20 protein-coding genes and 2 tRNA genes are annotated in these 22,772 nt (G+C 44.7%); 4 read left to right on the forward strand and 18 right to left on the reverse strand.

Annotation, left to right across the window (positions count from 1 at the left end; translation table 11 throughout):
* Positions 1-5: 5 nt before the first annotated feature.
* Positions 6-77: transfer RNA gene (locus tag V3V99_00660), tRNA-Gly, on the reverse strand.
* Positions 78-211: 134 nt separating this feature from the next.
* The gene (gene tatC / locus V3V99_00665) at positions 212-937 is read right to left on the reverse strand and encodes a twin-arginine translocase subunit TatC (GenBank protein ID MEE9441167.1); all 726 of its coding nucleotides are present in this window, start codon (positions 935-937) and stop codon (positions 212-214) included.
* A gap of 165 nt (positions 938-1,102) precedes the next feature.
* Here tatC and V3V99_00670 point away from each other — a divergent pair, with 165 nt between their 5' ends.
* The 3 genes from V3V99_00670 (at position 1,103) to V3V99_00680 (ending at position 5,325) form a co-directional block, all read left to right on the forward strand.
* Positions 1,103-1,837 carry a head GIN domain-containing protein gene (locus V3V99_00670; protein MEE9441168.1) on the forward strand — a complete coding sequence of 245 codons (735 nt, stop codon included), beginning with the start codon at positions 1,103-1,105 and terminating at the stop codon, positions 1,835-1,837.
* 266 nt (positions 1,838-2,103) lie between these two features.
* On the forward strand, positions 2,104-4,761 hold the full coding sequence (locus tag V3V99_00675; GenBank protein ID MEE9441169.1) for a M20/M25/M40 family metallo-hydrolase: 2,658 nt from the start codon (positions 2,104-2,106) through the stop codon (positions 4,759-4,761).
* Positions 4,762-5,157: 396 nt separating this feature from the next.
* A complete protein-coding gene (locus V3V99_00680) occupies positions 5,158-5,325 on the forward strand; it encodes a hypothetical protein (GenBank protein MEE9441170.1) in 168 nt (55 codons plus the stop codon).
* Between the two features lie 196 nt (positions 5,326-5,521).
* On the opposite strand, the gene nrdR is transcribed toward V3V99_00680, so the two are convergent.
* The 14 genes from nrdR to V3V99_00750 all read right to left on the reverse strand — a co-directional run bounded on the left by nrdR (position 5,522) and on the right by V3V99_00750 (position 18,037).
* Positions 5,522-5,971 carry a transcriptional regulator NrdR gene (gene nrdR / locus V3V99_00685; protein ID MEE9441171.1) on the reverse strand — a complete coding sequence of 150 codons (450 nt, stop codon included), beginning with the start codon at positions 5,969-5,971 and terminating at the stop codon, positions 5,522-5,524.
* 60 nt (positions 5,972-6,031) lie between these two features.
* Entirely contained in the window at positions 6,032-6,802 is a 771-nt protein-coding gene (locus tag V3V99_00690; protein ID MEE9441172.1) for an SAM-dependent chlorinase/fluorinase, read from the reverse strand.
* Entirely contained in the window at positions 6,790-7,209 is a 420-nt protein-coding gene (locus tag V3V99_00695; GenBank protein ID MEE9441173.1) for a PPC domain-containing DNA-binding protein, read from the reverse strand. The genes V3V99_00690 and V3V99_00695 overlap by 13 nt, the downstream gene beginning before the upstream one ends.
* Complete coding sequence (gene cutA / locus V3V99_00700) at positions 7,210-7,653, reverse strand: divalent-cation tolerance protein CutA (protein MEE9441174.1); 444 nt, start codon at positions 7,651-7,653, stop codon at positions 7,210-7,212.
* Positions 7,650-7,955: an MTH1187 family thiamine-binding protein gene (locus tag V3V99_00705; protein ID MEE9441175.1), complete on the reverse strand. Its 306-nt coding sequence runs from the start codon at positions 7,953-7,955 to the stop codon at positions 7,650-7,652. Before V3V99_00705 ends, cutA begins: the two co-directional genes overlap by 4 nt.
* A gap of 56 nt (positions 7,956-8,011) precedes the next feature.
* A complete protein-coding gene (gene glyA / locus V3V99_00710) occupies positions 8,012-9,277 on the reverse strand; it encodes a serine hydroxymethyltransferase (protein ID MEE9441176.1) in 1,266 nt (421 codons plus the stop codon).
* Positions 9,278-9,280: 3 nt separating this feature from the next.
* Entirely contained in the window at positions 9,281-9,739 is a 459-nt protein-coding gene (gene rpiB / locus V3V99_00715; protein MEE9441177.1) for a ribose 5-phosphate isomerase B, read from the reverse strand.
* Between the two features lie 2 nt (positions 9,740-9,741).
* On the reverse strand, positions 9,742-10,692 hold the full coding sequence (locus V3V99_00720; GenBank protein ID MEE9441178.1) for a branched-chain amino acid transaminase: 951 nt from the start codon (positions 10,690-10,692) through the stop codon (positions 9,742-9,744).
* A gap of 139 nt (positions 10,693-10,831) precedes the next feature.
* Positions 10,832-13,411 carry a M6 family metalloprotease domain-containing protein gene (locus tag V3V99_00725; GenBank protein MEE9441179.1) on the reverse strand — a complete coding sequence of 860 codons (2,580 nt, stop codon included), beginning with the start codon at positions 13,409-13,411 and terminating at the stop codon, positions 10,832-10,834.
* Between the two features lie 146 nt (positions 13,412-13,557).
* Positions 13,558-14,277 carry a 5'-methylthioadenosine/adenosylhomocysteine nucleosidase gene (locus V3V99_00730; GenBank protein MEE9441180.1) on the reverse strand — a complete coding sequence of 240 codons (720 nt, stop codon included), beginning with the start codon at positions 14,275-14,277 and terminating at the stop codon, positions 13,558-13,560.
* A gap of 112 nt (positions 14,278-14,389) precedes the next feature.
* Positions 14,390-15,130 (reverse strand): class I SAM-dependent methyltransferase, encoded by a 741-nt coding sequence (locus V3V99_00735; protein MEE9441181.1) that lies wholly within the window; start codon positions 15,128-15,130, stop codon positions 14,390-14,392.
* Between the two features lie 2 nt (positions 15,131-15,132).
* Positions 15,133-16,254 (reverse strand): 4Fe-4S binding protein, encoded by a 1,122-nt coding sequence (locus V3V99_00740; GenBank protein MEE9441182.1) that lies wholly within the window; start codon positions 16,252-16,254, stop codon positions 15,133-15,135.
* A 110-nt stretch (positions 16,255-16,364) separates the two neighbouring features.
* Positions 16,365-17,939, reverse strand: coding sequence for a histidine--tRNA ligase (gene hisS / locus V3V99_00745; protein ID MEE9441183.1), 1,575 nt, complete (start codon positions 17,937-17,939; stop codon positions 16,365-16,367).
* 24 nt (positions 17,940-17,963) lie between these two features.
* A tRNA-His gene (locus tag V3V99_00750) sits at positions 17,964-18,037 on the reverse strand.
* A 366-nt stretch (positions 18,038-18,403) separates the two neighbouring features.
* Here V3V99_00750 and V3V99_00755 point away from each other — a divergent pair.
* Positions 18,404-20,092, forward strand: coding sequence for a radical SAM protein (locus tag V3V99_00755; GenBank protein ID MEE9441184.1), 1,689 nt, complete (start codon positions 18,404-18,406; stop codon positions 20,090-20,092).
* Between the two features lie 192 nt (positions 20,093-20,284).
* Here the strand turns inward: V3V99_00755 and V3V99_00760 are convergent, their stop codons facing one another.
* Entirely contained in the window at positions 20,285-21,772 is a 1,488-nt protein-coding gene (locus V3V99_00760) for a hypothetical protein (GenBank protein ID MEE9441185.1), read from the reverse strand.
* Between the two features lie 7 nt (positions 21,773-21,779).
* Positions 21,780-22,730: a Gfo/Idh/MocA family oxidoreductase gene (locus V3V99_00765; protein ID MEE9441186.1), complete on the reverse strand. Its 951-nt coding sequence runs from the start codon at positions 22,728-22,730 to the stop codon at positions 21,780-21,782.
* Positions 22,731-22,772: the final 42 nt, after the last annotated feature.

A 22,772-nucleotide genomic window follows, 5' to 3' on the forward strand; every position in this document is an offset into this window, starting at 1 on the left:
AAAAAAGCGGGTGATGGGGTTCGAACCCACGACGTCCAGCTTGGGAAGCTGACATTCTACCACTGAATTACACCCGCTTGGTTTTCTTATCAGCCAGTAAAAAGGTGCGGTGCAGGTATCTTCACCTGCGCCGATCATCCGGCATTATGTGCGAAAAATCCTGAAAAGAATCTAACTATCGATACAATTTCTGTCAAGCGGCAAGAGTCGATTATTCGCGATTACGATCTCGTCCGGTCAGCCATACAACCATAATCGAAATTTCATATAACAAATAGAGCGGCCCCGCCAGGAGAAGCTGGCTAATCAGATCGGGAGGAGTTATAACAGCCGCCAGGATAAATATCCCGACTATCGCGTAACGTCTCCCCTTACCAAGCATCTTATGATCGATAACCCCAATCCGGCCTAATATAAACGATGCCACCGGAAGCTCAAAAACGATTCCAAAAGCTAATACCAGCGCTCCGGCGAATGATATATAATTGCCGATCATGATCATCGGCTTCATATTATCCGTGCCGAATTCCAGCAGGAATTTGACCGCCAGTGGAATAACAAAGAAAAAGCAAAACGACCCGCCCAATAGGAAAAAAATGGTTGATGAAATTACAATTGGAATGACAATTTTAACTTCGCTTTTGAGAAGCCCCGGTCCGATAAACATCCAGATTTGATACAAGATAAACGGCGATGAGATTATTGCTCCGGCAAACAGGGAAATTTTTATATGCGTCAAAAACGCTTCGGCCGGAGCCTTGAAATAAACGCCCACTTCCTCAAGCGGCGCCGAGACGACGTTGACCAGCCATTCCGAAAAAAAATAGGCCGCGATCGCCCCGATAAATATCGCCGCGATCGAGCGGAGGATTCTGCGGCGTAATTCCTCGAGATGATCGAGAAACGACATTTCTTTTTCAGGCGGCTTATCAATCATAATCAGGCCTAATAAAAACGGATTATTCACCAAAAGTCAACAAAGCAATTGACGCCAAAACTAAATGAATTAATTTCTGGAATTGTGCTTGATTTATCCATTATCTTGAAACAATAATGCGCAAATCAAGTATATTAAAATGTCCATATAAAAGGGAGATTATAAATGAAAACCGTTCTATCTTTCATGCTCTGCTTTATTTCGCTGGCTTTGTTTACTTCATGTTCCGATGATGATAACCCTGCCAATTCGGTAAAGATTACCGGCTCCGGGAATATTACATCTATCGAAAGAACACTGCCCGATTTTCATTCGGTTATTCTTGTTGCCACCGGCAATGTCAACATCGCCAGCGGCTCACAACAGGCGGTTTCGATTTCGGCTGACGACAATTTCCACCAATATATTATCACTTCCGTCACTAATGGCATCCTTGTCATCAGTTCCTCGCCCAACACGACTTTTTCAAACAACAATTTGACCGTTAATTTAATGATGACAGATTTGGAAAATGTGATCTTGACCGGCATGGGAAATATCGCGGGAACCAACAATTTTCAGGTTGATGTTTTGGACATCGATTTGATTGGCATGGGCAATATTACACTCAACGCCGATGTCACCCGTTTGAATTCATTACTTTCCGGAACGGGAAATATTATATTGAGTGGCTCTGCGGTCAATCATTTTTATAATCACCCAGGAGATGGAAATTTAGTCGCCTTCAATTTAATCACGGATACCACCAACATTAGTCTTGGCGGAGAGGGAAACATTGAAATCTATACCAATGATTATCTCGACGGAATTCTTAGCGGTTCAGGAACAATCTATTACAAAGGCCAACCATCGATCAACCTTACCTTCACTGGCACCGGGCATTTAATCGATTCTAATTAAATCAGCTCGGAATCAACCAAAGCAATTCATTGTTACCAGTAAGGCAGAAGTCGAGGAATTTCCAATTCCGAGACTCCTGCCGGAAACGCTCATCCACAATTGGCAAAAGTATGCGACGAATTCTGCTCTTCTCAACTGTTCATTGTGAAAGGAAATTTAAAGCTTGACAATTCGATGGTCGCACTGTAACTTATTATTGGTATAATATATCTACACCTTGAGTTTTCCAAAAGAATATTGCACCGCCTTCAGAAAGCGGGGAATATATGATCAGAGCGTTGAGAATCCTTTTAATTGTTACAGGTTCATTAATTATTTTTTCACAAATCGCTGAGCATTCAAGATGCTTAGGAGCCAACACCCCGCCCCAGACTGACTTATATAAGGTTTATGTAGAATGCAAACAGCATGCGGACATTCTTTCAGGCTCAGGCGCAGATGTACTTTGGCGGGTTAAAGGCGGCTATCTTGTGCTTGCCGATCAGCAAGTAGAAGAATATTTCGCGTCTTTCAATCTGGAATTTGAAATTATAAAAAACGATGTCAATCGTGACGGCCTGGCTCTGGATATTTATGGTGATGAGGTAAAACCGGATTCTTATTCTCTGATTTACGAGGAAGGTAATAATCGGCTTTACGACGTTGGCTCAGCCAGCCAAACAGATTTGTGGAAAAATGGAAGAATGATAACAATCCCGGACGGTAGTTTACCGGTGATTTACAAGGATGCATCGCTGTTAATTGCAAAATCTGCTGTAAGCGATCCGTTTATCGATGAATTAATCAGCAAAATCAGCAAAGATTCACTGATTTCATATTCCGAGTTTTTTCAATCATATAACGGCAGATATTGTAACACCCGCAACTGGCGACAGGCACAAGCCGGGATAGCCAGTAAATTGACGTCTTTTGGCTGCGATTCGGTGGTGAATGATACGTTAACAGCGTTAATAGACGGTAGTTTTCTCAAGTGCCGGAATATAATCGCTTATAAGACGGGAACCGATTACCCCCATGATCAAATCATAATCGGGGCTCATTATGATACATATCCGGAAGATTCTCCCGGAGCCGACGATAATGGATCCGGACTGGTTGCGGTATTGGAAATCGCCCGAGCTCTGGCGGATATCGACACAAAAATGACAATTATATTTATCCTTTTTGATGCCGAAGAACATGGTCTTTGGGGATCCATGCATTATGCCCGGGAGGCGGCAGAAAGAAGTGATAGGATTGTCTGCGTCTTTAATTTGGATATGATTGGCCATTATCTAAACGAAACTGATTTAAAAGTTTTATTTCCAACCTCCAATAGTGAGGCTTTCGCCCAGGTGTTGTCTGATTTAGCAGTATCCTATGAATCAATTGGTTTGGCCTGCCATATTTCAGCAGGAACCGGTAATACGGATCTTATTTCTTTTGACCAATACGGCTTTGACGGCATCGGGATTTATGAATATCTTAAATCTGACATTTATCATTCACCTCATGATAGCACGACCTATCTCAATTATGATTACATGACGAGAATTACGAAAGCCATTCTTGCTACCGCATATGTTCTCAATAATACAGTCGTGCCCCTTCCCGATCTGATATTCTATTACCTCGATACTATCCCATCAGTTATGCTTCCGGGGGAGGAATATCCGATAAGAGTGCAAATTGAAGAATACTCCGGCGGGCAACTGGTTCCGGGCACGGCTCTAATCCATTATCAAATTGACGATGGAGAGTTCTATTCTGAGCCATTGATCGATGAAGGCGGGGGAAACTTTGGATTTTCCATGCCCGCTCCTGATTGCCGGAGCCGACTGAAGTATAATATAAGCGCCGAAGAATATTCCGGCGGAGTAATTTATTTCCCTTCATCAGACGAATTCCACGAATCATTGGTGTACACTGATGTAAATATTATGTTACAAGATAATTTTAATACCGATATGGGTTGGACAGTATCAGGTAATGCCAGTCATGGACATTGGGAACGATGGACAACTAATCGCCAACCATATCTTAATCAAGATCACGATTTCGATGGTTCGGGAAAGTGCTATCTAACGGAGGCTGATACCTCTACCTATCAAAATCAATTTGAGAATGATGTAGATGACGGATATACAATTCTCGATTCACCTCTATTCGATGCCACATCCGGTGATGTTGTTATTGATTATGCCGTATGGTATAGAAACTGGTCTTCCAGCAAAATAAATCAAGATGATATTTTTAAAATATCCCTTATCCATGGTGAACGACTGTATCTTGTAAAAACCCTTGGCCCGATTGAAGGCGCAGACGGCGAATGGCTTGCATATACGCTCCGGGTTAATGATAAACTGACTCCAACAGAGCCAATAGGCATCCGATTTGTGGCTTCAGACTATGGATTATTTTCGTGGGTTGAGGCGGCAGTAGATGCAGTTACCGTAACCTGCTATTCTTATTCTCCGAAAATAATAACGGACTCATTGCCCGAAGCCACGCTTGACTCTGCCTATATTCATGAGATGGAAGCTGTGGGATGCGCTGAACCATTTATCTGGGCGGACAAAAATGGTGATCTTGCCGGTACCGGTTTAAGCTTATCATCAGATGGATTGCTCGCCGGAATACCAACCGTTTCAGCTCCCATTAATTTTACAGCAGTTGTTGAAGATTTGGAAGGTTTGACCGGTGAATGTCAATTCACTTTGAATATCAATTTTGATTACTTCTGCGGTGATGCCAATTCTGACGAAAGTATAAATATCGGGGATGCCGTCTATATAATAAATCACATTTTCAAAAATGGCCCGGCGCCCGATCCAATTCAATCATGCAATGTAAATTGCGATGGCGCTTGTAATGTCGGTGATGCCGTATATTTAATCAATCACGTTTTCAAAGGCGGCAATATTCCTTGCGAGGATTGCCTATAAATCAATATCTGACCCGCAAACCCATGAAGGACTTGGCTATATAAAAATACCCAGAGATTTCGGCACCCACATTCCGGAATAATTTCAGCTACTTCAAGAGCTTTTTGATTTCTTCGAGGACCGGTGGCCCATCCGAAGGAACTAAATCCCTCGGGTGTCTTCCCACTCGACGCATCAACATTTATTCCACATAATCCCCATTATTCCGGAATTCATCCTTATATGTAGATGAAACATATTACAATTAAGCAATTGCCCGCAGGGGCGCGGTTTCTGCGCTCGCGCGGATATATTGACTATGTTTTTTGCGGGCCGGGAAACCCGGCACCCACAGAAAAACAGGCCTTCGTTAATTTTTCCCCTCTTGAGAGGGGTGCCCGAAGGGCGGGGTGTGTTATGAATCACCACCGAGTTGATATGACCCAAAACGTTAATCTGAGGAAACAAACCCATTTTTCCAGCAAATGTGGACACATGCCGGTCATCAAATCTTTGGCCAAAAATCCGGGTCATCTACGCGACAGCCAAAAAGGGATGATATCCCCGACAGCCAAAAAGGGATGATATCCCCGACACCAAAAAGGGATGATATCCCCGACAGCCAAAAACAGGCCCTTGCCTGAAAAAGGACAAAACGAACCCAATTTGCTGTAACTAAAATAGAGGTATGATACTGCAAGGATTTTTCGTAAAAAATAATGTGGATAACTTCGCCAATTCCGGTGATTGGAGTCCGTCCCCGCAAACCAGCCACCGATATTTATTTCAAAAGCTTTTTAATCTCTTCGAGAAATTCGGTGGTGTCGGCGAATTTACGATAGACCGACGCGAAACGGACATAAGCGATCTCGTCAACCTCTTTGAGCTTGTCCATTATCATCTCACCGACATATTTTGAGGTTACTTCGTTACGTGACAATTCCTGAAGCGACGTTTCAATCTCGGCCACTATCTCCTCGATTTTCTTGGAGCTTACCGGCCGTTTGTTGCAAGCGAGTTTGATGCCGTGAATGATTTTATTGCGGTCGAACGCTTCGCGGGTATCGTCGGTCTTGACGACAGTCAGCGTTACCGCTTCGATATATTCATAAGTCGTAAACCGCTCGGAGCATTTGAGGCATTCCCGGCGGCGGCGCACCGCCCGGCCGTCCTGCACCGGCCGCGAATCGACGACCTTGTTTTCTTCATGGCTGCAAAAGGGGCATTTCATGCGGTTTTCGTCACCTTATCAATAATATTCGCGAATCCAATTGTATATGATAAAAATAGATTACGCAACCACAATCTCAAAATCGGATATTTTTTTGAGGGAAAAATAATCAAACGCCGAGCCGTTGCGTACGGCGATCTCGAGATGCCCGCCCGAACCGATATAGGCCACAAGTTTCCCCGATTTGACATCCGAAAAACATTTTTGGATTGGACCGACCTCTTCCCCGTTAACGCTGACACTTTTCTTATCCAAATTCCGCGTCGATTCGATATTGGTAATCATATTCCCAAACCGGTCAACCCAGATAACCCGCCCAAAGATTTTATTTTTCTTCCGGATGGGCTTAATATTCGGCAATTCTGATATGGTCTTACTGGCACGACCAAGGCATGACGGATTAATCCCTAAAGACAGATAAGCCGCCGCCGGGGCCATAATATCTCGTCCATGAAACACCGGCGATATTTCCGCGAGGGCATATTTGCGATTGGTTACCGAATGAATAGAAATAATTTCCTTATTTGGAATAAACGACAGCAACCCGTTATCGGGAGCGATAAATTTATATTTGCATGTGGTTACAGCAATGATTTTCCGTTTGCTCCCTACGCCCGGATCGACAACCGCGACGTGCACCGTTCCCGGAGGAAAATACCGGTGATGAGTTTTGATCAGATACCATCCCCCGGCAATATCCTGCGGAGGAATTTCATGGCTGATCGTGACAACCCTGGCATTCGGATTAATGCCGTATATAACGCCTTCAAGAACGCCCTGATAGCCGTCACAACTTCCAAAATCGGTCGTGAGAGTAATTACAGATCCCAAAAATTGAACCCCGTCTTTGGATCTTTTTTACGATTGAGCTTTTTATTTAATACGCGGATAAAAACTTCGAGCGTAACCGCGACCTCGCCTTTGAAAAAATGCCCTCCGGTGAGTTTGTAATTGGAATCAGCTACGGTAATATGGGCGTGCACGAATGGCCTTTTGTTAATATAACTGATATTGCCGATCAGGCTGACGACTTCGATCGTTTTATTAATTTGTTTGGTTTGATACTTATTACGGCGGGTATCGAAATATCCGATTTGAATATTTCTGACGGCTCCAATGCCCTGCAAAACACCGGCGGGGATTTTCTGTTTGGCAATAAAAGCCTGAAGACTTTCGATTACCTCTTCACCCTTGTCGAGACGGACAAGAAAACCACCGGTGACTTTGCGAAATTTCATTTATTTATCTTCTTCTTCCTCGACTTCCTCCTCTTTAGCAACTGACTTATCTTCGTCGCCCGATACGTCTTCGCCCTCTTCGTCCTCATCAAGATCGAGATCTTCATCATCTATTTCAAGATCGTCGACATTGATTTCTTTTCCGGCCAGCCAATCGAGATAGTCTGGATTTCCGGTGGTTATATCATAGGCAATAAACTCGGGAACCTCGTATGGATGAATTTCACGAACTCGCTGGATTAGCTCGTCGGTCTTTTCGGACATGAATTTCACGATCAGCAAAGATTCATGCGCCTTTTCGACCTGGCCTTCCCAGCGGTAAAGTGACAGCATTTGATCGATAATGTTAACGCAGGCCGCCAACTCTTCTTTAACCAGAGTTTGAGCAATCTGCTCGGCGACTTCCCCCGGCGCGGTAATATAACCAATGCGGTATTCGCTCATTTTTGCAGCTTTCTATTTAAGACGTTCTCAACACTTTCAATTTTTCCGTCCAGCCTTTTACGGGCGCCTTTGCGGTCATCAATCGTAATCGAGAGATAAACCCGATTATGCGCTCTCCGCATGCTGTCACGGCATTTCTTAATTAGAGCTATCACCTCGTCCCAGCTTCCTTCGACCTGAGTTGACATCGAAGTGAAGCGGTAAGTAAGGCCAGATTTATCGATAATGTCAAGTATTTTCGCAACATCTTTTGATAAAGATTCCCTGGCTCCGACCGGAAATATGGTAAACTGCGCGATCATTTCTCAATTCTCCTTTTTATGCGACTCCCCATAGATACGCAGCAATCTCCAATCCGTTATTGCTGTCTTTCAACATATAGCGGAAATTTCGCGCAAAATTGCCGGACTTCTTCGGCCACCACGGCATATACTTCTTTTTCTCCGAGATTTTCAACAACTCGGGCGATAAACCCGGCTATCTGATCCATCTCGGGTTCTTTCATTCCTCGCGTTGTCACGGCCGGAGTCCCCAGCCGGATTCCCGAAGTCACAAACGGCTTGGCCGGATCAAACGGCACCATATTTTTATTGGCCGTGATATTGGCCTTATCCAGCGCCCTCTCAACCATTTTGCCGGTAATCTTTTTGCCGTCGCCCCGTTTCTGACCAATAAACGACATTAGCATTAAATGGGTATCGGTTCCGCCGGATACCAGTTTGATACCTTTATCAATCAAAGATTGAGCCAACTGAGCGGCATTGGCAACTATCTGCTTTTGATAAGATTTGAAATCATCGGTCATCGCTTCTTTGAAAGCGACCGCTTTGGCGGCAATAATATGCATCAAAGGTCCGCCCTGAATGCCCGGCATGACCGTTTTATCCAATTCTTCGGCGTATTTCGCTTTGCACATAATCATCCCGCCCCGCGGACCTCGGAGGGTCTTATGAGTCGTGGTCGTGACAAAATCGGCAGACGGAACCGGCGAAGGATGCAACCCGGCAACAATCAAACCGGCGATATGAGCGATATCAACCATCAGGTAAGCACCGACGGAATCGGCGGCTTCGCGGAATTTCTCAAAATCAAGCGTTCGAGGATAAGCTGACGCACCCGCAACAATTATCCTGGGTTTTACTTCCTCAACCTGCTTTTTCAACGCGTCGTAGTCAATAACTTCGGTTTCGGGATCAACCTGATATGGAACGATGTTATAAAATCGACCAGTAAAATTAATCGGATGACCGTGAGTTAGGTGTCCTCCATGGGAAAGATCCAGCCCCATGACGGTATCGCCCGGATTCAAGACGGAAAAATAAACGGCCATATTTGCCTGAGAGCCGGAATGAGGCTGAACGTTGACATGCTCCGCGCCGAACAATTCTTTAGCCCGGTCGCGGGCCAGGTTTTCAGCCACATCGACATGCTCGCATCCGCCATAATATCTTTTCCCAGGGTAACCTTCGGCGTATTTATTGGTCATCACACCGCCGGCGGCTTCAAGAACCGCCTCGGAAACAAAATTTTCACTGGCGATCAGTTCCAGCTTAAAAGCCTGTCTTTTGGCCTCTGACGTCAGCGCCTCATAAAGTTCCGGGTCAGTTTGTTTTATATGAGACATTAATTATTTCTCCGTTTGGTTTTCCGTCATACCCGAGTTTGGAATTTTCGACAACCGTCGAGCATGCCGGCCGCCCTCAAATTCTGTTTCAAGCCAAATTTTAAGTATTTCTCGTAATTCATTTTTTGACACATACTTTGAGGCGAGTGTCAACACGTTGGAATTATTATGTGACCGCGACAGCATAGCCATATCGGGGCTTAATCCCATTGCTGCGCGTATGCCGTCTATTTTATTGGATGCTATAGTAACGCCATTCCCCGTCCAGCAAATAGCTATGCCGCGTTCAACTTCATTTGACGCCACAGCCCGGGCTACTTTAATAGCAAAGTCGGAATAGTCAACTGAATCTATTGAGTCGGTGCCAAAGTCGATTATTTCATGACCCCACTCTTCAAGTATCCTTTTAACCTTTTCCTTTAATTCAAAGCCCGCATGGTCTGACCCGATTGCTAATTTCATAGTCACACCTGAGATCTAATTGATTCCGGCTGATTGACATAGGTCAGCCAATTATATTTATCTTCGATCCTGCCCTCGACAATATCGAAATATTTCTTTTGCAAAGCCTTCGTCAATTTACCGGCGCGCCCGGAACCGATTTCGATATCGTCTATTTTGGAAATCGGAGTGACCTCAACGGCGGAACCGGTAAAGAAAACCTCATCGGCTATATAAAGCATTTCGCGGGGAATCGAAGTTTCGACAACTTTGATACCCATATCTTTTGCCAGCGTAATGACTGTGTCTCGAGTTATACCGGGCAATATCGAATTGCATAATGACGGCGTATATAAAATATCTCGCCAGTAAAGAAATATATTCTGAGCCGAGCCTTCGGAAACCATGCCGTTTACGTCCAAAGCTACGCCCTCGGCGTATCCTCGCATCATGGCTTCCTGCTTGATGAGCTGAGAATTGGCATAATTAGCTCCCGATTTTGCCATCATGGGAAAGGTGTTCCCGGCCGGGCGAGTCCAGGATGAGACGCAAACGGAAACGCCTTTTTCGAGAGCCTCTTCCCCGAGATATTTGCCCCAGGGCCAGACGGCGATGGCGACATCAACCGGGCATGAACCGGGATCAACACCCAGGTTTTCATATCCGCGATAAACCAACGGCCGGACGTAACAAGATTTGAGATTATTGACGTTAATGAGGTCAATTCGTGCCTTATTAATTTCGTCTTTGGTATAGGGGATTTCCATTCGATAGATTTTGGCGGAATTAAATAACCGATCGGTATGATCATACATACGGAAACAGGCCGGTCCTTTAGAAGTCTCATAGACCCGCTCTCCCTCAAAAATCGACGAACCATAATGGACAACATGGGACAAAATATGAATTTTGGCATCATCCCAATCGACCAATTTTCCGTTCATCCAGATTTTATCTACTTTATTGAAAGGCATATACTATCTCCCGGATTATAATGTTCCACTAAGTCATTGCGTAAGCGATTATAACAAATACAGCTATCGTTTTCAAGAACAAAAGGAAATTGAATTGGAAGGATAAAAAAAGGCGGACCAATCATCCGCCTTAATTAGACTAATTGCACCCTGGTAACGGATCCGGGCCGCCCTTAAAGATATAACTTATCAAATAAACGGCATCGCCGACATTGGTGCCACAATCTCCATTGGCATCACCGGCCTCAATCGGTATGGGTGTCGGACCGCTCTTAAATGCGTAATTAATTATATAAACGGCATCACCGACATTAGCATCGCCGTCTCCATTGGCATCCCCCGGAACATAATTATTAATCTCGCCCAGGAATTCCAGAACTTTTAAAAACACATCAGAGCGTTTGGCGAAACGAGTTTCATCCTCGCCGATGGCTTCAAAGCCGAAACCAAAAAATACCAATTTATAATCGCCGGAATATGAAACAGCCGCCGCTTGCTCAGTGATAACATAATTGGCCTCGACTACGCCGTCGTTGACTGCATTAAGATGATCCGGGTTAGATTGATTACTGGCGCCCATATATCCCTGAATATTCAGCGTGTCCAGTTCGTTGAGAACCTGACCCTCAATATTCGGTATCACCGGTGGAATCATCGAGGTTGAAACGTATTCTGCCCGCAGATAATTATTCAAGAAGTCATTATCGAGAGTAGCGAGCTGGGCGGCAATCCCCTGTCCCGTCAAAAATAGGCTGCCGCCGTTTTCCATAAAATATTTTAAGGCGGAAATATCGCTTAATGATAAGGGACTGGTCTGATACTCCCCGGTAAGCCATATCACGGTATTATGTTTGGTCAAATCCGTTCCAGTTATGGGAGTAGTCGATTTATCAAGATTAATATGCGGCAGCAATTCGGCCGTTAAGTGCTCGATATAATACTCATCATAATCATCGTCGTTATCATCATCGATAATCAGCACTCCGTTGGAACCGACATTCTTCTGCATTGGCGTAATTTGATTATATTCGCCGCTATTTCCGGTAAACTCAAAAAAGAAAGTATCAATTCGAGGCTGATAGTTTTCCGGTATCGTAAACGAAATGGGAAATCCGACATTCCCTGCCGTCGCGCCATGAGGGATATCACCCAGAGTCGCGAAGGGGGTGTTGATTATTACCGCCGGATCATTGACCGAAACCGTTAAATCAACTCCTTCGGCATCAGCCCAGATATTTTCAACCTCAACAAAAAGCAATATTGTTTCGCCCGGCTCCATTACGCCGTCTCCGTCTCCATAGCCACCGTCAGTGAAATTAGCCTGGAGAAACAAGAGATTGGGCCGATTCCACATGATATCAAAATTGGCTGCCATAATTGAGTCGGACGAAGAAATATTCCATACCCCGACCTGGGTATCCTGATCGTCATAATCGTTAGAATTGGGGATCGTTTCTACGCCAAATTCAGTTACTCCCGCCGGACTGGGATAAGGATCATACCTATCTCCCGAATTATTATTATTCTCAAGATCAAAATTTCCGTCAGCCTGCTCCAACGCCACCAATTTATGCCATTCATTATCATTGCCGGTTGTGACCGTTTCATCAATGTGCCAGATTAAGATACCACTTCCGGGCAGAGCCGCATCAAATCCCTGTTTTTGCCGATTCTCGACAAGAAAATATTCGGAGCCAATCATGCCACCACCCCAGAGTCTATATGATACCGGATTCCAGGCAGCTATCGGTATATCAACGTCGGTCATGTTATCATTGACGATAACGGGATTTACCCATCCTAGTTGAGCCTTGCACCAGACGCTAAAATGCGAAGGTGTTCGGGAATTGCCATTATAGCTTCCGCCGGCCATGACGCACCAACGACCAACACCAGGTGATGAATAGTCATAGTCATATAAATCGGGCAGTCCGAAAACATGACCCAATTCGTGACAATAGACGCCAATAGGAATTAGCCCACCGCTAATGGGACTTTCTTCCGGCTCCATTGAATACCCCCAGATTTGCACACCATCTCTTAATGTCTGATTGATAACCCAGGCATGAGAGTGTATTTCACAGTGGTTTCCGGTATTCTCATAACCGGTTCCGGAATGAACGATAAACAGGGCGTCAACCCAGCCGTCGCCGTCATTGTCATATTGCGAAAAATCAACATCGGGATCGGCCAGTTCAATGGCGTCCTCAACCAGTCTTTGGGCATTATTGGGATAGTCGCCAAATCCATGCGAACCGTCACAAAAATTCACATAATAATCCGAAAACTCGGGCGCCCGGTACCACCCGGCAATATCGCCTTCCATATATACTTCGCCGTAAGAATTTTCAATATAGTATTCCCGCATGGAACCGGTGGGTATAACTCCCTCCGAAAATAACAAGTCATGAAAATCCTGGGGTGTACCCGCCGTATAACCGGCGGTATACGGCTTATCATCAAAGTCAATCAGGATTACTAACGCTTTGACTGTTGATAGTGAAGCCAAAGGAGTACGTAACTTGCCGTCATTGCCGACAGTCGGTGCGTCAACACCCTTGGCGTGGGCGGAAGCCATGGTATTCAAAAATTGTTCGTATTTGCCTTCATCTTTAAGTTTTTGAATAACTTCCGGTGAAGGCGGTACGGCTGATATTTGGGCGGAGAATAGTATTAGTGTTGCCACAGTGAGGGGGGCAACAAGCAATTTCTTAAACATATTGACTCCCGAAGATTGCGCGTGCTTGATTCATTGTTATATGACACCTTAATATAATTTTGGTTTCGATTGTGTCAACACGAAATTGCCGGGATTGTTTCCGAAAGTAAAAATAAAATTTAGAATATTTTTGGGCGGCATTTTTCTCAGCCAACCGTCTGTAGATTTTCGATGCCTATAAAATGTCTTATCATCGCGAAAACATTTATAGGCGCGTTCTCAAGTGATACCTTAAACTGCCCCGTGGCATGACTGGATGAATCATCTGAAATCGTGCAAATCACCAAAAAAGGAACAGTGTTTAACTGACACACATGAGCTACCGCTGCCCCTTCCATTTCCGTCCCCACGGCGCCGAATTCTCTTTGAAGCGAGGCAATCATTTTCTTTTCGGATACGAATTTATCTCCGGAAATTATAGTCCCAACAACCAACTGTGGTCGGTTAGGCTGTTCTCCATATACGGCATCATAGGCATCATTCATTCGTTTTAGCATACCCGGATCGGTCTCAATCATACGCCCCACCGAAGGAAGCTCACCCGGCCGTCGACCAAAGGCGGTCAGATCAACGTCATGCTGGACCAGATAATTGGCCGCCACGATATCGCCCTGTTGCAAATACGGTACTAGTGAACCGGCCAGGCCGGTTAATAAGACGCTGTCTACGTCAAACCTATCTATGAGAATCTGAGTTGAGATGGCGGCATTCACTTTCCCGACACCACATTGAACAATGACTACCGGCTCCTCGTCAATCGTGCCGCGATAGAAATCCATACCGGCAAATCTATACTCTTTTTCAATCTCGGCGTAACTCCGGAAAAGATCAATCTCTTCCTCAAGAGCTCCCATTAATCCTATCATAACAACAGCCTTTCAGCTCTATAACTCAAGACGGATCATAATGTCTTTTTGACCAGTTGTATCATTAATTTTATCGGATTAAATCGGGAAAAAGTATATAGCCAAGATAAGACTATTTTGTCAGGACAACGATCATATTGTCGGCATCATTCGAAAATGGATCGGTTAATGATAAGTCGGAGAAAAATTCAATCGATGAAAAACCGCCAATTTTCGCCGCGACCGCAATTACTTCGGTATTTATCGGGAGGATCGGTTGCGAAATAAATTTATGCTTGACCTGTCCCATATCATATTCGATTACAAGGACATTAAGGCGAGTCACTTCTTTTTCAAAATCAAAAAACCGAACAAAGGTAAGATTTTCATCAGACGATACTTTGATAATCCGTTTGTTTTCCTTGCGGTATTTGATAAAATTAACCAATTGTAATATGGCCGTGCCACCGGGACATAAAACCCGGTTAAAAGATTTCATCGCCAGAGATAATCGCTCGCCGGTTTCAACACCGACCAAGGAATTTGCCAGGCAGAATACTGAGTCGAATTTATCAGTCCATTCATTCGGCATTGATTCAAAAAACTCTTTTTCAAATTGGATTTCGACGCCTTCTTTCAGAGCGTTGGCTCGGGCCATTTCGAGCATCTGTTCCGATGAATCCAATCCGATTGTATCGACACCGATTTTGGATAGGATAATGCTATGCACGCCGGTGCCGCAACCGGCATCGAGCGCATTCTTAAAATTAAATTTCTTAACGAGATGTTTGATAGTTCCGAAATCACCGATCAATCGATCGGCGTACCCGGTCATTTTATCATAGAACGGTGCGATATCCGTAAAATCAGTCATTTTCACCTGCCGGGATGATTATACTCTCCCCCTTCCATCCTTTCGGTATGATACATATATTCTTCAGTGGAAATTGAGTTTTGCCATGGCCCAAACAATTTAAAACCGGCCAAAATGCTCCAAAATATTACAATGAGGGAAAAAGCCCATACCCGTTTCGAAATCCCTTTCTTCGATCCGGCCATACCGAGGCTTAACGATCTTATGGCCGGACAGACATCAACACAGTCAAGGCAACCTGAGCATTCATCCGAAATAACCTGCCTGACTGTATCCACTTTTATAAATGACGGGCAGGCCTGCGCGCATTTCCCGCAGGAAATACAGACATTTTCATCGCGCCTGATTTTGGCCGAGCCGACCAATGAGAACAGGCCAACCAAGGCTCCGTACGGGCAAAGATACCGGCACCAAAATCCCCTCAGAAATATCGAAAGACCGAATAGAATTATTATTGTCCAGAGACCAAAAGTGTCAATGTCGATGAAAAACTTCATCATTTTAATATCGGCGACTTTATTATAAGGCGATTCCACAAATTGCCTGATATCCAAAGCCGACATTTGGAAAAAGACCGCATAAACAAAAAACGCCAGAAGCAGATATTTCAGCGAGCGCAAAGGATAATCAAGAAAAGGGTGAAACTTCAACCGGACAGGGGTTTCTTTTTTATCATCCTTATTTCCTTTCAAAAACTTGAAAGGCGAATATTTTCTATTAACGAGGTAATCGCCAATATTGCCGATCATTTCCGATATAAACCCCACCGGACAAACCCAACTGCAAAAGCTTTTCTTGAATACAAATGAAATCAGGATTATGGTGAGAAGTATAACCAACGAGGCCGGATGGATATTGTTCAATACTCCGGTGATAAACCAATCCCGGAGAGATATCAGACCCGAAATCGGCAGATAACCTTCCACTCCCGGCGGGCGAGTCGGGGCCATCGCCGTAATTCTTCCGGCTTCCAAATACCGGACGAACAAATAAAACTCCAGGCCGATCCAGATACTTACCCCCAGAGAAAATATCTGCGCCCAGAACCTAAATTTACGGGTCGAAAAATCCTTGCGTTTATTGCCGCTTTTTATTGTTGTCGTTTCTTGTTGTACAGCTTCCATTAAACCACCTCATAATCTTATCCATAAATTAATAATCATACGTTTTTTGGGAATTGATTAAGGTCAAAAAACAAATAAATATTTTTTTAGAGATATAAATTGAACGTTAACTATGATTTTTTAATTTCACCCAGTAGTTTTTTTAGATAATCCAACATCTTGTCTCTCGGAATAGTCACCTGGATATTTTCCGCCTTGAGCCATTCTTCGCGGTCGGCCACCTCTTCGGCCTGGACTCTGCCCGCCACAAGATTTTTCACCGTCACCTGACTATTTTCAAATTCGTCTGAACCGAGAATAACGGCTACAGGAATACCGACCCGGTCGGCGTATTTGACCTGCTTGGTGAAATTCCTGGTTTCCCCCAAAAATATCTCAGCCTTTATACCCGCGCCTCTGATTTCGTTAAGAATTTGGAGATAATCGGGCATTCGTTCTTTATCCATCGCCGTCACCAAAACTTCCGATATCGTCGGCTCGGTTTTAATAACACCCTTGAGCATCAGCGCTGCCAGAAGCCGGTCAATTCCGGCCGATGCTCCCGTTGCCGGAATCTTGCGCCCGAGAAACCGCTCGACCAAGCCGTCATAACGTCCCCCCGCAAAGACCGACCCAACCTCGGGAATATCTTCCAGAACCGTTTCAAACACCGGCCCGGTATAATATCCGAGTCCACGAACAATAGTTAAATCAACCTCAGCTTTTTCTTCCGGGACACCCAGATTTTTGAGATAGGATGCAATCAGTCTTAACTCTTCAATCCCCTCTTGCGCTTCCCTAATGCCTGCTTCAGGTTGACGCCCTTCAATTTCTTGCATGGAAATTTCGCCCAATTTCATTTGCGAAATGGCTTCTGTCCAACCAAATTCGCTTTCAACCTCTTTCATATCTTTCGAAAATTGGGCAAATTTCAATAATCTCTCAGCCATTGTTAATACATCTGTAGATTTTGTTGGTTTAAGAAGTAAAAACCACATTATCATTCGTATTTGAAATTCAGGTAGATTTAATCCCTGAATTTTATCGCCTGATTTATCTGTGCGCCCGGAGCCAAGTTCGAGTTTGACCGCTTCCATTCCCTGCTTTTCACGCTTATCAAGTACTCGAAATACATCTTGGGCTTTTTCATCTGGAATACCAACATATTTCCAGATACCATTTAATATTTTGCGATTGGAGTATTTGACTTTATAATTAGGCAGGCCGAGCTTCTCAAACGATTTGCAAATCGCCGCCATGATCTCGGCATCGGCCAGCATGCTCGACGTCCCCACCGAATCAATATCGAACTGGGTAAATTCACGGAACCGTCCGGGTCCCGGTTTATCAACGCGCCAGACCGGACCGATTTGATATCTACGAAACGGCAACGGCAAATCCGGATTTCCGGCGACATACCGCGCCAGCGAAGCCGTCATTTCAAACCGCAGAGCCATGTCGGTTTTTTCCGGCCCGACAAAGCTGAAAATCGTCTCCAGATTTTCCTGCCCGTAATCAGAACCTTTGAGAACTTCGACCCGTTCCAGAGCCGGAGTTTGCAGCGGGGAAAATCCGAAAGATTCGAACACCTCCCGAAACACCGCCACAAGTTTTTGTCGCGCAATCTCTTCGGAAGGCGGATAGTCTTTGAAACCCTTGAGGACTTCCGGCTTTATCTTTTTTGGTTTGTTCTTTTTTTTACTCATTGTGCGTTGATATAAATAAAAAAATACTGGGGGGCGGGATCGAACCGCCGGCCTCCTGATCCACAGTCAGGCGCTCTGACCACCTGAGCTACCCCAGCATCACAAGGCTTATATATTACTTTTTATCGCCCCTAAGTCAAGCGAATTTAGCGGGAGGGTATCTCCTGATTACTCAAATTATTCTGAAATTCCTGACGTTTGATAATTTCCCTGCAATTCTCCGTAGTTGATGGCAATTAAGGCAACATATTAGAGGATTAATATAATTGGCCCTTGACAACAATTATGTATTTAACTTATCCTGTCACGGCAATATTAATTTATCATATTCAGGATTTATTAAAATTATCATTCCGGCAAAGGCGGGAATCCATCCCAGGGGCAGGCTGCTGCCTGGTATGTGCTTTAAAGAACATTTCTGCTAAAGTGAATGCCTATAGGCAGGCGAATTATTGGGTGATGGGATGCGATTAGAAACAGAACAAAAATTTACGCAAATGACCCCAACAACATATGCTTTTGGCATAATCCTGCTGGCAATTGGCGCGGTCGGGATATATATGATTTCAGTCAAACCCGATGTTTATCCTTACTGGACTATTCTTTTATATTCTATTCCTTCCAATTGCGCCATTTCAATCTTTCCCCACGAACCGGTTCTAATCTGGTATGGCAAAACGGTAAATATTTTATACTTATCGACGGCGGCCGTGATCGGCACCCTGATAGCGGGCTATCTCGACTACAAATTTTTTATGCCGGTCCTCAATCTGCCATATTCATCCAAATATAAATCGAGTAAAACTTACCGGAGAGCAGACTATTGGTTTTATAAAGCCCCTTTTATCTCACTGGCATTAGCTGGCTTAACTCCTGTGCCCTTTTTCCCATTCAAATTCATGGTTTGTGCGTCCAAATATCCGCTAATGAAATACCTGATGGCGCTGGCCCTCGGCCGTTTTCCCCGATATTGCCTGCTCGCTTTAATTGGCTTTACGATACAGGTTCCCGACTGGATTATATTCGGGTCATTTGCGTGTATGATAATTATCATCTATCACAGGGTTATAATTAGTTGGATTAAGCGCCCTTTTTCCTTATTATCTCATATGGTCAAAAATAAAATATCACTCATGGATGAAAAAATTCCGGAAAAAATTCCGACCTCGCTGGCAGTTAGAATGGCGGCCCATTCTCTCAAAAATATTATACTGAAAAGGCCGCTTTGCATTGCCGTTGAAGTAACGCACAATTGCAACGCCAATTGCCAGCATTGCGATAAGGGAGCAAGCCAGGTGGACAATGCCGTCGGGGCATCAGAATACGGTAGGATATGCGATGAGCTGGACCCCAGCATGATTCAGATCGCCGGAGGCGAACCCCTCATACGAAAAGACTTGCCGGAGATCGTGCGGGCGTTGCACCGACCCAACAAACCGCCATTCCTGGTACTAATCACCAATGCTCATCTGCTGACAGTTGAAAAATATCATAAACTTAATGAAGCCGGGATCAGGCATTATTCGATTTCGCTTGATTATCCCGACACGCGTCATGATGAAAACCGTCGTATTCCCGGCCTGTTTAATCATGTCAGCAAACTGGTTCCGAAATTGCTGTCATACGGGAAAAACGATGTTGCCATTAATACCTGCATTACGCGCAAAAATTACCCTCACATCAAGGAAATCGCCCACCTGGTCGAAAGCTGGGGAGCCAAACTGAATTTTTCAGTTTATACTCCGTTACGAACAAATGAAATGTCTTTCTGCCTTAAACATCCGGAAGACACTATCAAACTCCGGGCGATTATTGACGATATCTATAATCCGGGTAAATCTTATCGATCGGTAATGACATCACGGCGCGTTCTTCATAAATACTGCCAATTTTTTGAAAACGGCAAGCAAATGCCCCGGTGCCAGGCCGGCTGGCGGTCGTTGGTGGTAAATCCCGACGGGCGTCTGACGCCCTGCGCCATGCTTATCGACACGCGCTACAACAGCCGTAAAGAACTCGTGGAGAAATTCTCCAAATCCAATCAATGCAGAGGATGTTTTCTCTCAATCCGCGCCAACACCGAAAAAACTATGTGGCGGTTGCTAACCGATAATCTCAGAGCTTTGCGAATATCCGATCAAAGCGTCAGGTAGCGAGTAGGCCGGGATCCCGCCCTACTGGAATACTTATTCCGGTAGATTCTCATAAGGGTTTCATGTCTTATTTAACCGACTGGCAATATATTCTTACACCACCCATTGGATGAGGATTTTGAGAATTACCTGCTGATTTTTTCTTTTTCCCGAAACGAAGCTGTGAGGTCCTCGGCAGACTATGTTAATAATCTATTGTCCAGGCCTGAAACGCTCGATAAAATCGGCCTTCACCCAATATATATTCGATTTCTTCTCCGGTTCATCATAGCGGCTGAAAAACAAATACCGGCCATCAGGCGAAAGCGACGGGCATGTTTCCATAAATGCAGTATTAATATTGTCATTCAGTTTTTGCGGTTCCGTCCAGGTATTATCATCTAATCGATAACTGATAAATAGATCTCCCTCGCCATTGAATAACACAAAGCTTTCATCGGGTGCGATAAACGGATGCGCCCCATAAGATATATTAACTTTTTCAATCTCTTTATAATAACCATCATCCAGCTTAGATCTGTATATCATCGATTCATTAATATTGGTAAAGTACATCGTTCTGTCGGCAGTAAAAGTCGCCCAAAAAACATCGGCGGAATTTACCGGCGATTCCAGAATTTTCGCCTTTGACCATCCGGATGATATTTTTTCGCTAACCCATATTCTTGATTTCCAGTCACCGGGATGCGATGAGAAATACAATTTTTGTCCATCGACTGTATAAAAAGCCTCAAATTCCCAGATGCCGTCGCCCTTGAGATTGGCCATTACCGGATTGGTCCATACACTATCAATCTGCTGAGTTACCATCAATCCATCACCTGGTTTCGAAGTCGTAAAAAATATTTCATCGCCATCTGGCGAAATCGCCAGGCCATATTCATAACTTCCTTGCTTGGAGACGATTCCCGGAGCGAAAATCTCGGGAATAGAATCGGGAGGAGTCTGACCCAGATAGGCACCTTCCAGAGCCAAAAAATCCGGATTCAATTTAGTGGATAATAGCTCATCAACAATACTTATCGAACCATGACGAAACTTCACGACCGTCGTGTCAAGTTTGCCGACGCGAACCTTTTTCCAGGACAGGCACGAATCGCCGACGTACCTTTCGCATTGCTTTTCTATCGTCGTCACGACACCGATAGAATTGCCCGAATAATCCGAAATCCCCGTCCGTTCGGTTTCTATAACCGCTTTTATATGGGTATCCATCGTAAACGGAAACAAATCATCCTGTCGAAAAACAAGTTTGACCAGCACTCCCCTCTCCTGAGGATAGAGAGGCTGTGTCACGGTTCCGTCCGGCCAATCGGCCATGGTCGCCAGCATAAAATCGTATTGATTTTCTTCTCCTGAATTCACACCGACCCATTCCCAGCCGGATATCAGCGTCCCCGACGTATCAATCGCTTCGACCAAACCGTCTTCACCGATATCATCTATGGCGAAAACGACATGACGGTTTTCTTCAATGCGCACATGAAGCTCAACGCCGGAAACAGTATCATAAGGATTGGAAAAATAAACGGGCAACACAATGACGGAATCGTTTGAGGAAACTTCGACGTTTCCCAAACTTATAGTTACACGAGGATTTTGAGGATCGTCAGCCGCCCATATAATCGTCCCTAAGATAAATATGAGAGCAATAACCATATGCATATTGGCCGACTTCATAGTCAAGTCATCTGACCTTCAGGAGTGGATGCGTGTTTTCATTCAGCCCGATAGATTCCGCCTCGCGGATATCATGCGCCAGAGTTATCGAGGGACGAACCTCGTCAAGGCCGAATCCGCCGCCATTAAGAATATCCTGATACACGGCCGTATGCAAATCGGTAAACCCTCCCGAAAACTCGATTTCATTGCCGTCAATGGTAATCGAGCGATACGTCGGCGGTTCGTTCTTAACGGCGTTTTCCGGCAGATCCGAGCGGTCAGTCGATAACATCCATTTTATGCGGGCCCGTTCCAGTTCCAGATAACCGGCCGATTTTGTTTTTTCCGCAATGTGAACCTCATTATATTTAACATCGCCAAACAACCATATCAACAGGTCAAAGAAATGAATGCCAATATTAGTCGCGATTCCACCCGAGCGTTCAATCTGGCCTTTCCATGAAACATCATACCAGCGTCCTCGTGAGGTTATATAGGTCAGTTCGACATTATGAATTTTATCGCCGCCTTTCTTAAGCAACTTTTCCCGCAATTCAATCAACGACGGATGCAGGCGCAATTGCAGGACCGTGTAAACCCGGCGGCCGCTTTCCTGTTCAAGCTCCGAGAGAGCGTCTATATTCCAGGGATTCAAAACCAGCGGTTTTTCACAGATGGCGTCGGCGTTGACTCTCAGGGCAAAACGGACATGCGCGTCATGGAGATAATTGGGCGAACAGATGCTGACGTAATTGACCCGCATGTCTTTCCCCAACCGGCGCAGTTTTTCTATGTGGCGATCGAAACGCTCAAACTCAACGAAAAAACTGACGTTATCAAAATATTTATCAATGATACCGACCGAATCGCTGGGATCGACGGCGGCGACAAGATTATTTCCGGTATCTTTTATTGCCTTCAAATGTCGGGGTGCGACGAATCCGCCAACTCCGATTATGGCAAAATTCCTGGCCATTTTTTACTCCCACTTAAGATTACCACGCATTTTTAATTCCCA

This window comes from Candidatus Zixiibacteriota bacterium (genome assembly GCA_036480375.1).
Classification (GTDB): Bacteria; Zixibacteria; MSB-5A5; order GN15; family JAAZOE01; genus JAZGGI01.